9 protein-coding genes are annotated in these 15,074 nt (G+C 53.3%); 7 read left to right on the forward strand and 2 right to left on the reverse strand.

The annotated features are described in order from the left end of the window. Positions 1–39 precede the first annotated feature (39 nt). Entirely contained in the window at positions 40–633 is a 594-nt protein-coding gene (locus ACUY4Q_RS01790) for a YhgN family NAAT transporter (RefSeq protein ID WP_458045442.1), read from the reverse strand. A gap of 161 nt (positions 634–794) precedes the next feature. Between ACUY4Q_RS01790 and asd the strand changes: the two genes are divergently transcribed. The 7 genes from asd to ACUY4Q_RS01825 all read left to right on the forward strand — a co-directional run bounded on the left by asd (position 795) and on the right by ACUY4Q_RS01825 (position 13,294). Then, the gene (gene asd / locus ACUY4Q_RS01795) at positions 795–1,901 is read left to right on the forward strand and encodes an aspartate-semialdehyde dehydrogenase (RefSeq protein ID WP_458045443.1); all 1,107 of its coding nucleotides are present in this window, start codon (positions 795–797) and stop codon (positions 1,899–1,901) included. 262 nt (positions 1,902–2,163) lie between these two features. Beyond that, entirely contained in the window at positions 2,164–4,350 is a 2,187-nt protein-coding gene (gene glgB, locus ACUY4Q_RS01800; protein WP_458045444.1) for a 1,4-alpha-glucan branching enzyme, read from the forward strand. Continuing rightward, on the forward strand, positions 4,347–6,323 hold the full coding sequence (glgX, locus tag ACUY4Q_RS01805) for a glycogen debranching protein GlgX (RefSeq protein WP_458045445.1): 1,977 nt from the start codon (positions 4,347–4,349) through the stop codon (positions 6,321–6,323). The genes glgB and glgX overlap by 4 nt, the downstream gene beginning before the upstream one ends. A 13-nt stretch (positions 6,324–6,336) precedes the next feature. Further along, positions 6,337–7,623 carry a glucose-1-phosphate adenylyltransferase gene (gene glgC, locus ACUY4Q_RS01810; RefSeq protein WP_458045446.1) on the forward strand — a complete coding sequence of 429 codons (1,287 nt, stop codon included), beginning with the start codon at positions 6,337–6,339 and terminating at the stop codon, positions 7,621–7,623. Positions 7,624–7,713: 90 nt separating this feature from the next. Further along, entirely contained in the window at positions 7,714–9,147 is a 1,434-nt protein-coding gene (gene glgA / locus ACUY4Q_RS01815; RefSeq protein ID WP_458045447.1) for a glycogen synthase GlgA, read from the forward strand. An 18-nt stretch (positions 9,148–9,165) separates the two neighbouring features. Further along, positions 9,166–11,613 (forward strand): glycogen phosphorylase, encoded by a 2,448-nt coding sequence (glgP, locus tag ACUY4Q_RS01820; RefSeq protein WP_458045448.1) that lies wholly within the window; start codon positions 9,166–9,168, stop codon positions 11,611–11,613. A gap of 151 nt (positions 11,614–11,764) precedes the next feature. Then, entirely contained in the window at positions 11,765–13,294 is a 1,530-nt protein-coding gene (locus tag ACUY4Q_RS01825) for a PstS family phosphate ABC transporter substrate-binding protein (RefSeq protein WP_458045449.1), read from the forward strand. A gap of 44 nt (positions 13,295–13,338) precedes the next feature. Here ACUY4Q_RS01825 and glpD read toward each other — a convergent pair whose 3' ends face one another. Beyond that, entirely contained in the window at positions 13,339–14,844 is a 1,506-nt protein-coding gene (glpD, locus tag ACUY4Q_RS01830) for a glycerol-3-phosphate dehydrogenase (protein WP_458045450.1), read from the reverse strand. Positions 14,845–15,074 lie beyond the last annotated feature (230 nt).

The following is a 15,074-nucleotide window of genomic DNA, read 5'->3' on the forward strand; positions in this document are numbered from 1 at the left end:
GCCTTTTTGCTTTTGTTCCCGTTGCCGTTTTGCTTTTACCTAGCCTTTCATCCACAAACGGATGCCGTCCAGGAACATCTGGGTTGCCAGCATCACCAGTACCAGCCCCATTAAACGCTCCAGCGCGTTCACCCCTTTTTCTCCGAGCAAACGCAGGAACAGCGAAGACTGCAGCAAAATTGCCACGGTTCCGCCCCAGGCAATCAGCAGCGCAATGACCAGGTGGCTCATCTGATTGGGGTACTGATGCGAAAGCAGCATCAGGGTGGCGAGCAACGTCGGCCCGGCAACTAACGGAACCGCCAGCGGCACGATAAACGGTTCTTCACCCGCGGGCAGGCCCATACTGCTGCCGGACTCGCTGGGGAATATCATCTTAATCGCGATCAAAAACAGAATAATGCCGCCGGAAATAGAGACGGTCTCCGCACGCAGATTCAGAAACGCCAGTATATTTTCGCCCGCAAACAGGAAAACCAGCATCAGCGCCAGAGCGATGAGCAGTTCGCGGATCATAATTTTGCGGCGGCGTTTTGGCTCGGTATGTTTCAGTACCGACATGAAAATAGGCAGGTTCCCGAGAGGGTCCATAATCAGGATCAACAACACTGCCACAGAAATAATTTCGCTCATGACTCTTCCTGTATTGCCGCAGATTAGCGGTATTTCTGATGGCTTGCCCATCATTGATTAATTTAACTTGCGACTTTGTGTGCATTTTGTAATGTGGGCTATTAGCGCCAGTCAGGATACTGGCTCGTACATACAGCACACACCTTCGCAGGAAATACGTTATGAAAAATGTTGGTTTTATCGGTTGGCGCGGAATGGTCGGCTCCGTACTCATGCAACGCATGGTAGAGGAGCGTGACTTCGACGCCATTCGCCCGGTCTTCTTTTCAACTTCCCAGCTTGGTCAGGCGGCCCCGACGTTCGGCGGTCACTCTACCGGCACGTTGCAGGACGCATTCGATCTGGAAGCACTGAAGGCACTCGACATTATCGTGACCTGCCAGGGCGGCGATTATACCAACGAAATCTATCCAAAGCTTCGTGAAAGCGGTTGGCAGGGTTACTGGATTGATGCGGCGTCCTCACTGCGTATGAAAGATGACGCCATCATTATTCTCGACCCGGTAAACCAGTCCGTCATCACCGACGGCCTGAACAAAGGCATCAAAACCTTTGTTGGCGGTAACTGTACCGTGAGTTTGATGCTGATGTCGCTGGGCGGCCTGTTCGCCAACGATTTGGTGGAGTGGGTATCGGTCGCTACGTATCAGGCTGCGTCCGGCGGCGGTGCGCGCCATATGCGTGAACTGCTGGCGCAGATGGGCCAGTTGCATGGCCATGTGGCCGCTGAGCTGGCCGACCCGGCCTCTGCCATTCTCGATATCGAACGCAAAGTTACCCAGCTTTCCCGCAGCGGCGAACTGCCGGTAGATAACTTCGGCGTCCCATTGGCAGGCAGCCTGATCCCGTGGATCGACAAGCAGCTTGATAACGGTCAGAGCCGTGAAGAGTGGAAAGGCCAGGCAGAAACCAACAAGATCCTCAGCACGGCGTCTGCGATTCCCGTTGATGGTTTGTGCGTGCGCGTGGGCGCACTGCGTTGCCACAGCCAGGCATTCACCCTTAAATTGAAAAAAGATGTGTCTATCCCGACCATCGAAGAGCTGCTGGCCGCACACAATCCGTGGGCGAAAGTGGTGCCAAACGACCGTGAAATCACCATGCGTGAACTGACCCCGGCTGCCGTGACTGGCACGCTGACTACTCCGGTGGGGCGTCTGCGTAAGCTGAACATGGGCCCTGACTTCCTCTCCGCCTTCACCGTTGGCGATCAGCTCCTTTGGGGCGCCGCAGAGCCGCTGCGCCGTATGCTCCGACAGTTGGCATAATCTCAATTTGTTTAAAAAGGGGTGCTTGTCACCCCTTTTTTTTGCGTATTAAAGGATTCTACGCGGATATTGTTATTTTCACAGGAGATAGATAAAGCGTTGGCTATGCTTTAAGTAGGGTGCTTGTGCACGCTGCCTGAAGGTGGGACGGAGCAGAGAGGATGCACATTATGTGCTGCGCCGTTCAGGTCAAAAAAAGTGTCGCAATCGGGTGTATAACTCCCCCGGTTTAGGTGTGACACCAATAATAAAGGATGAAATAATGTCCGTGCTTGTAGATAGAGACGTGATTAATGCGCTAATAGCGGGCCATTTTGCGGATCCCTTTTCCGTTCTCGGCATGCACCAGACGGAAGCGGGGCTGGAAGTCCGCGCATTATTACCCGATGCGACCGAGGTCTGGGTCATTGAACCCAAAACCGGACGCAAAGTAGGCAATCTGGATTGCCTGGATTCACGAGGTTTTTTTAGCGGCGTTCTGCCGCGACGCAAAAATCCCTTTCGCTACCAGTTAGCCGTTATCTGGCATGGTCAGCAAAACCTTATCGACGATCCTTACCGCTTTGGTCCACTGATTCAGGATATGGACGCCTGGCTACTTTCTGAAGGCACCCACCTGAGGCCTTATGAAACGCTGGGCGCCCATGCGGATACGATGGATGGTGTGACGGGCACGCGCTTCTCCGTCTGGGCACCAAATGCCCGCCGTGTGTCAGTGGTCGGTCAGTTCAACTACTGGGATGGCCGTCGCCATCCGATGCGTTTACGCCAGGAATCCGGTATCTGGGAACTGTTCATCCCCGGTGCCCATAACGGCCAGCTCTATAAATTCGAGATGATTGATGCGCACGGAAAACTGCGTATTAAATCTGACCCTTACGCCTTTGAAGCGCAAATGCGCCCGGAAACCGCATCAATGATTTGCGACCTGCCGGAAAAGGTGGAGCAAACGGAAGCGCGTAAAAAAGCCAACGAATTCGATGCCCCGATCTCTATCTACGAGGTGCATCTGGGCTCATGGCGTCGCCATACGGACAATAACTTCTGGCTAAGCTACCGCGAGCTGGCGGATCAGTTAATTCCCTATGTGAAGTGGATGGGCTTCACCCATCTTGAACTGCTGCCCATTAACGAACACCCCTTTGATGGCAGTTGGGGCTACCAGCCCACCGGACTTTACGCACCAACCCGCCGTTTCGGCACCCGCGATGATTTCCTCTATTTTGTGAAAGCCGCGCATGCCGCCGGGCTAAACGTCATTCTCGACTGGGTGCCGGGCCATTTTCCGTCTGATGATTTTGGTCTTGCTGAATTTGACGGTACCGACCTGTATGAGCATAGCGATCCACGTGAGGGCTACCATCAGGACTGGAACACGCTGATTTATAATTATGGTCGGCGAGAAGTCAGTAACTACCTGATTGGCAACGCACTTTACTGGATTGAACGCTTCGGTATCGATGCCCTGCGCGTCGATGCGGTGGCATCGATGATCTACCGCGACTACAGCCGCAAAGAAGGGGAGTGGATCCCGAATGAATTTGGTGGTCGTGAAAACCTTGAAGCCATCGAATTTTTGCGTAATACCAACCGCATTCTTGGTGAGCAGGTTCCCGGTGCGGTAAGCATGGCGGAAGAGTCGACGGATTTCCCAGGCGTCTCGCGCCCGCCTTCACTGGGTGGGCTGGGTTTCTGGTACAAATGGAACCTGGGGTGGATGCACGACACCCTGGACTACATGAAGCTCGATCCGGTTTATCGTCAGCATCATCACGACAAACTCACCTTTGGTATGCTCTACAACAGCACCGAAAATTTCGTGCTGCCGTTGTCTCATGATGAAGTGGTACACGGCAAAAAATCCATTCTGGACCGCATGCCGGGCGATGCATGGCAGAAATTTGCCAACCTGCGCGCTTACTACGGCTGGATGTGGGCCTTCCCGGGCAAAAAACTGCTGTTTATGGGCAACGAGTTTGCGCAGGGTCGCGAGTGGAATCACGATTCCAGTCTCGACTGGCACTTGCTGGAAGGGGGCGATAACTGGCACCACGGTGTGCAGCGTCTGGTACGCGACCTGAACCGTACCTATCGGCACCACAAAGCCATGCATGAGCTGGATTTTGATTCTTACGGCTTTGAGTGGCTGGTGGTGGATGACCATGAGCGCTCGGTATTCGTGTTTGTGCGTCGTGATAAAGCAGGCAATGAAATCATCGTCGCCAGTAACTTTACCCCGGTCCCTCGGCATGGATATCGCTTTGGCATCAATCAGCCGGGCCGCTGGCGTGAAGCGTTGAATACGGACTCCATGCACTACCACGGCAGTAACGCCGGTAACGGCGGTGGCGTACAAAGCGAAAATATTCCGAGCCATGGTCGTGAACATTCGCTCTCCCTTACCCTGCCGCCGCTGTCGACTATCTGGCTGGTTCGGGAGGGGGAATGACCGCCCTTACGGCTGGGCAGCCCGCTCCGCTCGGCGCGCGCGTGGTGAAAGGTGGGGTCAACTTCACCCTCTTTTCTGCGCATGCATACCGTGTGGAGCTGTGCCTGTTTGATGACGAAGGCAACGAACAACGTGTTGATCTTCCGACGCGAACGGACGACGTCTGGCATGGTTTTTTAGCGAATGCAAAAGCGGGTCAGCGTTATGGCTACCGTGTGCATGGCCCCTGGGATCCGGCCCAGGGGCACCGCTTTAATCCGGCGAAGCTGGTTATCGACCCCTGTGCGCTGCGCATTGAGGGTGACGTGCCAGATAATCCGTTACTGCACGGCGGTTATGATTCGCCGGATCCGCATGACAGCGCTGCGGTTGCACCGAAATGTGTGGTTGTCGATGAACACTATGACTGGGAAAACGATCGCCCCCCCGCCACGCCCTGGGGCGAAACCATTCTCTACGAAGCCCATGTTAAGGGGCTAACGCACCTGCACCCGGATTTGCCGCAGGCGATTCGTGGCACTTATCAAGCGCTGGGTCATCCGGTGATGATTCAGTACCTCAAAACGCTGGGCATCACTGCGCTGGAGCTGATGCCGGTTGCGCATTTTGCCAGTGAACCGCGCCTGCAGCGGCTGGGATTAAGCAACTATTGGGGCTACAACCCGCTGGGTTTATTTGCCCTCGACCCGCGCTATGCTGCTTCACCGCACACGGCCATTAACGAGTTTCGTGATGCGGTTAAAGCGCTGCATAAGAACGGTATTGAAGTCATCCTGGATATCGTCCTGAACCACTCTGCTGAAATTGATCTTGATGGGCCGACCGTCTCCCTGCGCGGAATCGACAACCGTAGCTATTATTGGTTAAGAGGGGATGGTGATTACGAGAACTGGACCGGCTGCGGCAACACGCTGAATCTCAGTCATCCTGGCGGTGTCGCCTTTGCGTTGTCTTGCCTAAAGTATTGGGTGGAATCCTTCCACGTTGACGGTTTTCGTTTTGATTTAGCGACGGTGATGGGCAGAACGCCGGATTACAGCCCCCATGCGCCGCTGTTCGAAGCCATCAAACAGGATGCGCTTTTGTCCGGCCTGAAGCTGATTGCTGAACCCTGGGACATCGGTCACGGCGGCTATCAGGTGGGTAACTTCCCCCCGCCGTTTGCGGAATGGAATGACCATTTTCGCGATGCCGCCCGTCGCTTCTGGCTTGAGCAGTCCCTCTCATTGGGTGAATTTGCCGGGCGCTTTGCCGCGTCGAGCGATGTGTTCCGCCGTGAAGGGCGTTTACCCTCCGCTTCCATTAACCTGGTGACGGCGCACGATGGCTTTACGCTGCGTGATTGTGTGAGTTTTAACCACAAACACAATCAGGCAAACGGCGAGGAAAATCGCGACGGTACTAACAACAACCATAGTAACAATCATGGTATAGAAGGTTTAAGCAGCAGTTTTGAGGTAACAGAAAGGAGGCGAACCAGCGTCCATGCCCTGTTGACGACACTGCTGCTTTCTCAGGGAACACCAATGCTGCTGGCAGGTGATGAACACGGTCACAGCCAGCATGGTAATAACAACGCTTACTGCCAGGACAACGTGTTGACCTGGCTTGACTGGCAACAGGCAAACAGTGGGCTGGTGGGCTTTACCGCTGCGTTGATCCATCTTCGCAAGCGCATTCCGGCGTTAACCCGGAATCACTGGTGGGAAGAGGGCGATGGAAACGTTCGTTGGTTAAATAATGCGGCGCAACCTCTTAGCGCCGGGGAGTGGCAAGGTGGCATGCATTGCCTGCAAATTCTGTTATCGGATCGCATTCTGATCACGATGAATGGAACACCTGAGGTTGCCGACCTGGTTTTACCCAATGGGGAGTGGCGTGCCATTCCTCCGTTTGCCGGAGAGGATAATCCGGTAGTTATGGCTGTCTGGCATGGGCCCGCGCACGGAGTGTGCGTATTTGAAAGGTCATAAGAAGGAGTTCGTCATGGTTAGATTAGAGAAAAATGATCCGTTAATGTTAGCGCGCCAGCTGCCATTAAAATCTGTAGCCCTGATTCTTGCGGGCGGGCGTGGTACTCGCCTGAAGGATTTAACAAAAAAACGTGCCAAGCCTGCTGTCCACTTCGGTGGAAAATTCCGCATCATCGATTTTGCCCTGTCCAATTGCATTAACTCCGGTATTCGCCGCATTGGTGTCATTACTCAGTATCAATCCCACACGCTGGTGCAACACATTCAGCGCGGTTGGTCCTTCTTTAACGAAGAGATGAATGAGTTTGTTGACCTGCTGCCTGCACAACAGCGCGTGCACGGGGAGAGTTGGTATCGCGGCACTGCGGATGCGGTAACGCAAAACCTCGACATCATTCGTCGCTACGGGGCTGAATACATTGTCATCCTGGCCGGTGACCATATCTATAAGCAGGACTATTCCCGCATGCTTATCGATCATGTCGAAAAAGGTGCGCGTTGCACCGTGGCCTGCTTGCCGGTGCCCATTGAAGAGGCAAGCGCGTTTGGTGTGATGGCGGTGGATGAAAATGACAAAGTTATCGAATTTGTTGAGAAACCCGCTAACCCGCCTTCAATGCCCAATGACGACAGCAAGTCGCTCGCCAGTATGGGGATTTATGTCTTCGACGCAGAATATTTGTATGAGCTGCTGGAAGAGGACGACAAAAATGAAAATTCCAGCCACGATTTCGGCAAAGATATCATCCCGCTGATTACCAAATCTGGCATGGCTTATGCACATCCTTTCCCACTATCCTGCGTGCATTCAGACCCCGAATCAGAACCTTACTGGCGCGATGTAGGAACACTGGAAGCGTACTGGAAAGCGAACCTCGACCTCGCTTCTGTCGTACCTGAACTGGACATGTATGACCGTAACTGGCCAATCCGTACCTATAATGAATCTTTGCCACCGGCGAAATTTGTTCAGGACAGATCGGGTAGTCACGGTATGACGCTGAACTCACTGGTTTCTGGTGGTTGTGTGATATCCGGATCGGTAGTGGTGCAATCGGTATTGTTCTCACGGGTGCGCGTAAACTCGTTCTGCAATATCGACTCTGCAGTTCTTTTACCTGAGGTTTGGGTCGGACGCTCCTGTCGCTTGCGGCGCTGCGTCATCGATCGGGCCTGTGTTATCCCGGAAGGGACTATTATTGGTGAGAATGCAGAAGAGGACGCTCGTCGGTTCTACCGCTCCGAAGAGGGCATTGTGCTGGTGACGCGCGAAATGCTGCGTAAATTGCAACAAGAGTAACAGCATCGAGATAACCTTGCGCGGAAGGGGTCCGCGTGCTGTTTTTCCGCTAACGCCGGGTGAGCGTTAGCGGTTTTGACAGGAGCGAGAATGCAGGTTTTACATGTATGTTCCGAGATGTTTCCGTTGCTTAAGACCGGTGGTCTGGCAGATGTTATTGGCGCATTGCCGGCGGCACAAATTGCTGATGGCGTAGATACGCGCGTACTCCTGCCTGCATTTCCTGATATCCGTCGGGGAGTGACGGATGCGCAGGTTGTCAGCCGTCGGGAAACTTTTGCGGGTCGAATTACATTGCTGTTCGGACATTTTAATGGGGTGGGGATCTATTTAATTGACGCGCCGCATCTCTATGACCGGCCCGGCAGTCCTTATCATGACACTAACCTTTTCGCCTACACCGACAACGTATTGCGCTTTGCGCTGCTTGGCTGGGTAGGAGCGGAAATGGCCAGCGGTCTTGATCCTTTCTGGCGTCCTGATGTGGTCCATGCCCATGACTGGCATGCAGGCCTTGCGCCAGCCTACCTGGCGGCGAAGGGGCGTCCGGCGAAGTCTGTCTTTACCGTCCATAACCTGGCCTATCAGGGGATGTATTATGCGCATCACATGAGTGAAATCGCGCTGCCATCATCCTTCTTTACCATGCACGGGCTGGAGTTCAACGGGCAGATTTCGTTCCTGAAAGCGGGGCTCTATTACGCCGATCATATTACGGCGGTCAGCCCGACCTATGCCCGCGAAATTACCGAGCCACAGTTCGCTTACGGTATGGAAGGTTTGTTACGCCAGCGGCAGATGGAAGGTCGCCTGAGCGGCATTCTCAATGGTGTAGACGAAAAAATTTGGGATCCGGCGACGGACTTGTTACTCACCTCGCGTTATACGCGGGACACGCTTGAAGAGAAAGCAGAGAACAAACGTCAGTTGCAGGTTGCCATGGGACTGAAGGTTAACGACAAGGTTCCGCTGTTTGCGGTGGTCAGTCGTTTAACCAGTCAGAAAGGCCTCGACCTGGTGCTGGAAGCACTGCCAGGGCTGCTTGAGCAGGGTGGACAACTGGCGCTATTGGGCGCGGGCGATCCGGTTCTGCAGGAAGGATTCCTGGCCGCAGCAGCAGAGCACCCGGGGCAAGTGGGTGTTCAGATTGGTTATCACGAAGCGTTCTCGCATCGCATCATGGGTGGCGCAGATGTCATTCTGGTGCCGAGCCGTTTCGAACCGTGTGGATTAACGCAACTTTATGGACTGAAGTACGGCACATTGCCGCTGGTACGACGTACCGGTGGGCTTGCTGATACGGTGTCCGATAGCTCTCTGGAGAATTTGGCAGATGGAATCGCCAGTGGTTTTGTATTTGAAGACAGTAATGCCTGGTCGCTGCTTCGCGCGATACGGCGTGCTTTCGTGTTGTGGTCTCGTCCTTCATTGTGGCGCTTTGTTCAGCGTCAGGCGATGGGCATGGATTTTAGCTGGCAGGTCGCCGCGCAGTCTTACCGCGATCTTTACTATCGGTTGAAATAGGTTCCTGGAATCACTTATATGAATGCACCTTTTACTTATGCATCACCCACTTTGAGCGTTGAGGCGTTAAAACATTCAATTGCTTATAAGTTGATGTTCACCATCGGTAAAGACCCGGTTATCGCCAATAAGCATGAATGGCTGAACGCCACGCTGTTTGCGGTACGTGACCGCCTGGTAGAGCGCTGGCTGCGCTCTAACCGTGCACAACTGTCTCAAGAAACGCGACAGGTCTACTACCTGTCGATGGAATTTCTGATTGGCCGCACACTTTCCAATGCGCTGTTATCGCTGGGTATTTACGATGACGTGAAAAACGCGCTTGAAGAGATGGGGCTGGATCTCGCTGAGCTTATCGACGAAGAGAATGACCCGGGACTGGGTAACGGCGGCTTGGGCCGCCTTGCGGCCTGCTTCCTGGATTCTCTGGCCACCCTGGCGTTGCCGGGTCGTGGCTATGGCATCCGTTATGACTACGGCATGTTCAAGCAAAACATCGTCGACGGGCGGCAAAAAGAGTCGCCGGATTACTGGCTGGAGTACGGTAATCCGTGGGAATTTAAACGCCACAATACCCGTTATAAAGTGCGTTTCGGTGGCCGCATCCAACAGGAAGGCAAGAAGTCCCGCTGGCTTGAAACCGAAGAGATTCTGGCCGTCGCTTACGATCAGATTATCCCCGGCTATGATACCGATGCGACCAACACGCTGCGTTTGTGGAATGCGCAGGCCAGTAGTGCAATCAACCTGGGTAAGTTTAACCAGGGCGATTACTTTGCGGCGGTGGAAGATAAAAACCACTCCGAGAACGTGTCTCGCGTGCTCTACCCGGATGACTCAACCTATTCAGGGCGTGAGCTGCGTCTACGTCAGGAGTATTTCCTGGTCTCTGCGACTATTCAGGACATCCTGAGCCGCCACTTCCAGTTGCACAAAACCTACAGCAATCTGGCGGAAAAAACGGCCATTCACCTCAATGACACCCACCCGGTGTTGTCTATTCCTGAGCTGATGCGTTTATTGATTGATGAGCATAAGTTTGGCTGGGATGAAGCCTTTGAAGTGACCTGCCAGGTCTTCTCATACACCAACCATACGTTGATGAGCGAAGCGCTGGAAACCTGGCCTATTGATATGCTCGGTAAGATCCTGCCGCGCCATTTGCAGATCATCTTCGAAATCAATGACTACTTCCTGAAAACCATTCAGGAACAGTACCCCAATGATGTCGGCTTGCTTAGCCGTGCGTCCATTATTGACGAGTCTAACGGTCGTCGCGTGCGCATGGCGTGGCTGGCGGTGGTGGTCAGCCATAAAGTGAACGGGGTCTCTGAGCTGCACTCCAATCTGATGGTTCAGTCGCTGTTTGCCGACTTTGCGAAGATCTTCCCGATGCGTTTCACCAACGTGACCAACGGCGTGACGCCACGTCGCTGGCTGGCACTGGCGAACCCGTCGTTGTCCGAGGTGTTGGATGAAAATATCGGTCGCACCTGGCGTACCGATCTCAGCCAGTTAAGCGAGCTGGAACAGCACATTGATTACCCGCTGGTGAATCAGGCGATTCGTCAGGCCAAGCTGGAGAATAAGAAACGCCTGGCGGCGGTGATTGCTCAACAGCTTAACGTGGTGGTGAACCCGAAAGCGCTGTTCGATGTTCAGATCAAACGCATTCACGAGTACAAGCGTCAACTAATGAATGTGCTGCACGTCATCCTTCGCTACAACCGGATTAAGGCCGATCCCAGGGCGGAGTGGGTGCCACGCGTCAATATCTTTGCGGGTAAAGCAGCCTCTGCCTATTACATGGCTAAACACATCATTCATCTCATCAATGATGTGGCGGCGGTGATCAACAACGATCCTGAGATTGGCGACAAACTGAAAGTGGTCTTTATACCGAACTACAGCGTCAGTCTGGCTCAGGTGATCATTCCGGCGGCGGATCTTTCCGAGCAGATTTCTCTGGCAGGGACGGAAGCGTCTGGCACCAGTAACATGAAGTTTGCCCTCAACGGTGCCCTGACCATCGGCACGCTCGACGGCGCAAACGTCGAGATGCTGGAGCACGTAGGCGAAGACAACATCTTTATCTTCGGCAACACGGCGGAAGAGGTTGAAGAGTTGCGTCGTAATGGATACAAGCCGCGTGAGTACTATGAACAGGATGAAGAGCTCCATCAGGTACTGACGCAGATTGCGACCGGGCTGTTCAACCCGCAGGATCCAGGCCGTTACCGTGACCTGGTGGATTCACTGATCAACTTTGGTGACCACTATCAGGTGCTGGCTGATTTCCGTAGCTATGTTGATTGCCAGGATAAGGTCGACGAGCTCTATCGCACGCCGGAAGAGTGGACCACTAAAGCGATGCACAACATTGCCAATATGGGTTACTTCTCCTCCGACAGGACGATTCAGGAGTATGCCGAGAAGATCTGGCATATCGATCCGGTGCGGTTGTAAATCGCTTTTATCTTTCCACATACATTCCAACGGAGCCATTTGGCTCCGTTTTTTTATTTTAAAACAGGGAGATTTCAGAAAACGAAGGGGCGTCCTCGCCAACCCATCGCTTTATAATTATTTTTCCAAACAAGGATGAGGTGACAGGAATATGAAATTCTGGTGGTGGGTAAGAGCGTGCGTATTGGCGCTCATTGTCGTTCCATTGTTGGCACATGGTGTGGCATTACTGTGTCTATTTCTGAATGAAATGATGGGCAAAGGGCTTCGGATATTCGATCTTTCCCGCACGATATTGGATAGTTTCATCGCAACGGTGGGGTTTTATATTTTTGGTGGCCTGCTGATGTCTGTTTTGGGCTGGCTATTAGCAAGGTTTACGCCCCCCAAAGAAAATAACGCTATGCGTCAGGCTTTGTTGCTACTGCCTGCAATATGGGTATTGAGCGCCTGGGCGATCGTTTTCCAGCTGGCGGAGTTGAGTTTCAGTAGCCATGGGTACAATGACTTTCTTGCTGTTACGCTGCCCTGGTCAGGTATCAATCTGCTCTCACTGTTATCGGGTCAATATGGGGCGATGGTCATTATTCCTGTAGGGGCCCAAGCGTGCTTTACGCTGGGTTGCTACTGGCGAAACCGACATTCTCCCGATTCGCAGAAAAGCATAAAGCTACGTAACACCCTGGTATGGGTTCTGGTCGCGCTGACCTTATTTGCCGGATGGCAGGCGAAGCTCCGGTTAGATAGATTTCCTTTGGTGGACCAGGATAATGCTCTTAGCGAGTCGATTGATACATGGAATTACGATCCCAAAAAGGAAAACAATAAACTCACTAAACTGCGAGGGGCAGCGCCGTTCACGTTTAGCATCAAACATCCCCGGTTCGACGGCGCCACCGCGGCCTATCCGTTATTTGCTTCCGCCTTCTTCGCATTAAATACCTTTGCGGATGACATGCCTTTCTATGAGATTGAGAAATCCTGGCTTGGCATTTCGCGCACGCCCGACGCCTATAAAAATATTATCGCCGACAGCGCTGATATTATTTTTGTTGCTCAACCTTCGGAAGGCCAGAAAAAGCGGGCGCAGGCAGCAAACGTCACGCTGACGTATACGCCCTTTGCTCGTGAGGCCTTTGTTTTTATCACCCATGCGGATAACCCGGTAAATAGCTTAACTCAGCAGCAGGTGCGTGACATCTTCAGCGGCGCCATCACTCGCTGGAGCGAAGTGGGGGGAGATAATCGAAAAATCGACGTCTGGCAGCGCCCGGAGGATTCAGGTAGCCAGTCCACCATGCTGGCGAAAGTGATGAAAGGGACGCCGATGCTGCCGCCAAAAGAGACCGAAGTGGCAGAAGGGATGGGGCGCATCTTGCGCGAGGTGGCCGAATATCAAAACAGTAAAGGTGCAATTGGTTACACCTTCCGCTACTACGCAACGAAGATGAATCCGACTGCAGGGGTTAAATTATTGGCGATCGATGGCGTTGCCCCCACCAGTGAGACTATACGCGAAGGGCGTTACCCATTCTCAGTGGATGTCTATATGGTGACGCGGGAGAACCCGGACGAAAAAGCGCAAAAGGTAGTGCGCTGGTTTTTGAGTCCGCAGGGGCAGGCATTGGTTGAAGATGTGGGATATGTGCCGTTATATGAAACGCTGAAGAAGGCGGAGTAAATATCGCCCCGCAACGCCAGATGGCTGCGGGGCATATTTCAGGATTAGGAGGCCAGTGACAGCTCGGTTTTGCTATGGCGGGTCAGCCATTGCGCGACGCGCGACTGTTGGTCCGCATCCAGCCACATCCCGAGTTTGGTACGACGCCAGATAACATCATCCAGACGGCGAACCCACTCATGCTCGACCAGGTAGCGCAGTTCGGCTTCGTACAGCTCATGACCGAAGTGCTCGCCCAGATCCTCAATTGACGTTTTATCTTTCAGGATCAGCTCACTGTTGCTGCCGTAGGTCCGGGCAAAATGACGGGCCAGTGATTCCGTAATAAACGGATAGCGACGACGCAGTTTGGCCGCGTAATCATCACGATCGCCCTCAAGTTCACCACCAGGCAGGACACTGCTTTTCGTCCACGCTGGCCCGATACCCTGATAATACGTCGCCAGTTTTTCCATCGCATGCTCGGCGAGCTTACGGTAGGTAGTGAGCTTGCCGCCAAACACCGACAGCAACGGCGCTTTACCGTCCACGTCATGAATATCAAGCGTGTAATCGCGCGTGATGGCCTGCGGTGAATCAGACTCATCATCACACAGCGGACGCACACCCGAATAGGTCCAGACGATATCGTTACGCGACAGCTGTTTTTTGAAGTGGGCGTTGTACGCTTTCAGCAGATAATTAATTTCGCTTTCATCGATCTCAACGTTCTTCGCCTCGCCCTGGTACTCTACATCGGTAGTGCCGATAATAGAAAACTCGTCCATCCACGGAATGACGAACACGATGCGCTTATCTTCGTTTTGCAGGATGTAAGCCTGCTTTTGGGTGTGCACGCGTGGCACAACAATATGACTGCCTTTGATCAGGCGGATACCGTAAGGTGAGGGCAGGTGCATACCGTCATCAAAGAACTGTTTGACCCACGGGCCGGTTGCATTCACCAGACCGCGCGCCTGCCAGCTAAATTTTTCCCCGGTGTCGATATCTTCTGCCTCAACGATCCACAAGCCATTTTCACGTCTTGCTGATGTCGCGCGGGTGCGGGTTAACACTTCACCGCCTTTTTTCACCACCATCTGCGCATTGGCTACGACCAGGCGCGCATCATCGACCCAACAGTCAGAATATTCGAAACCGCGCACGATTTCCGGTTTGAGGACCGATTCTGAGCCAAAACGCAAACCTTGCGAACCGGGCAAACTGGTCCGTTTACCCAGATGGTCATACATAAACAGACCGATGCGGATCATCCAGGCCGGGCGCAAATGCGGGCGATGCGGTAGACGAAAACGCATTGGGAAAGCAATGTGCGGGGCCATTTTCAATAGGACTTCACGTTCAGCCAGCGCTTCGCTGACCAGACGGAACTCATAGTGTTCAAGGTAGCGCAGGCCACCATGAATCAATTTTGAGCTGGCACTTGAGGTCGCACACGCCAAATCCTGTGCTTCCAGCATGAGCACGGACAGACCACGCCCGGCGGCGTCTGCCGCGATACCGGCACCGTTGATGCCCCCGCCAATGACAATCAGATCTTTGGTTTCCATGCTGCCCTCACGTACTTTCGTTAAAGCTCATAAATGTTCGATATCGCTCATAATAGCAAAGGAACGCGCTCTTGGTAACATCAAAAAAACAATTTAGAGTGATATGCATAACATAATGGCGTTTCCATGCCGGGAGGACGTAAAATGAGTGTATCTGGGTTTTCACCCTCACCCCGACCCTCTCCCTCAAGGGAGAGGGAGAAAACCGCATCTGCAATGACTAAAAGAGA

Source organism: Phytobacter cepae, assembly GCF_054165735.1.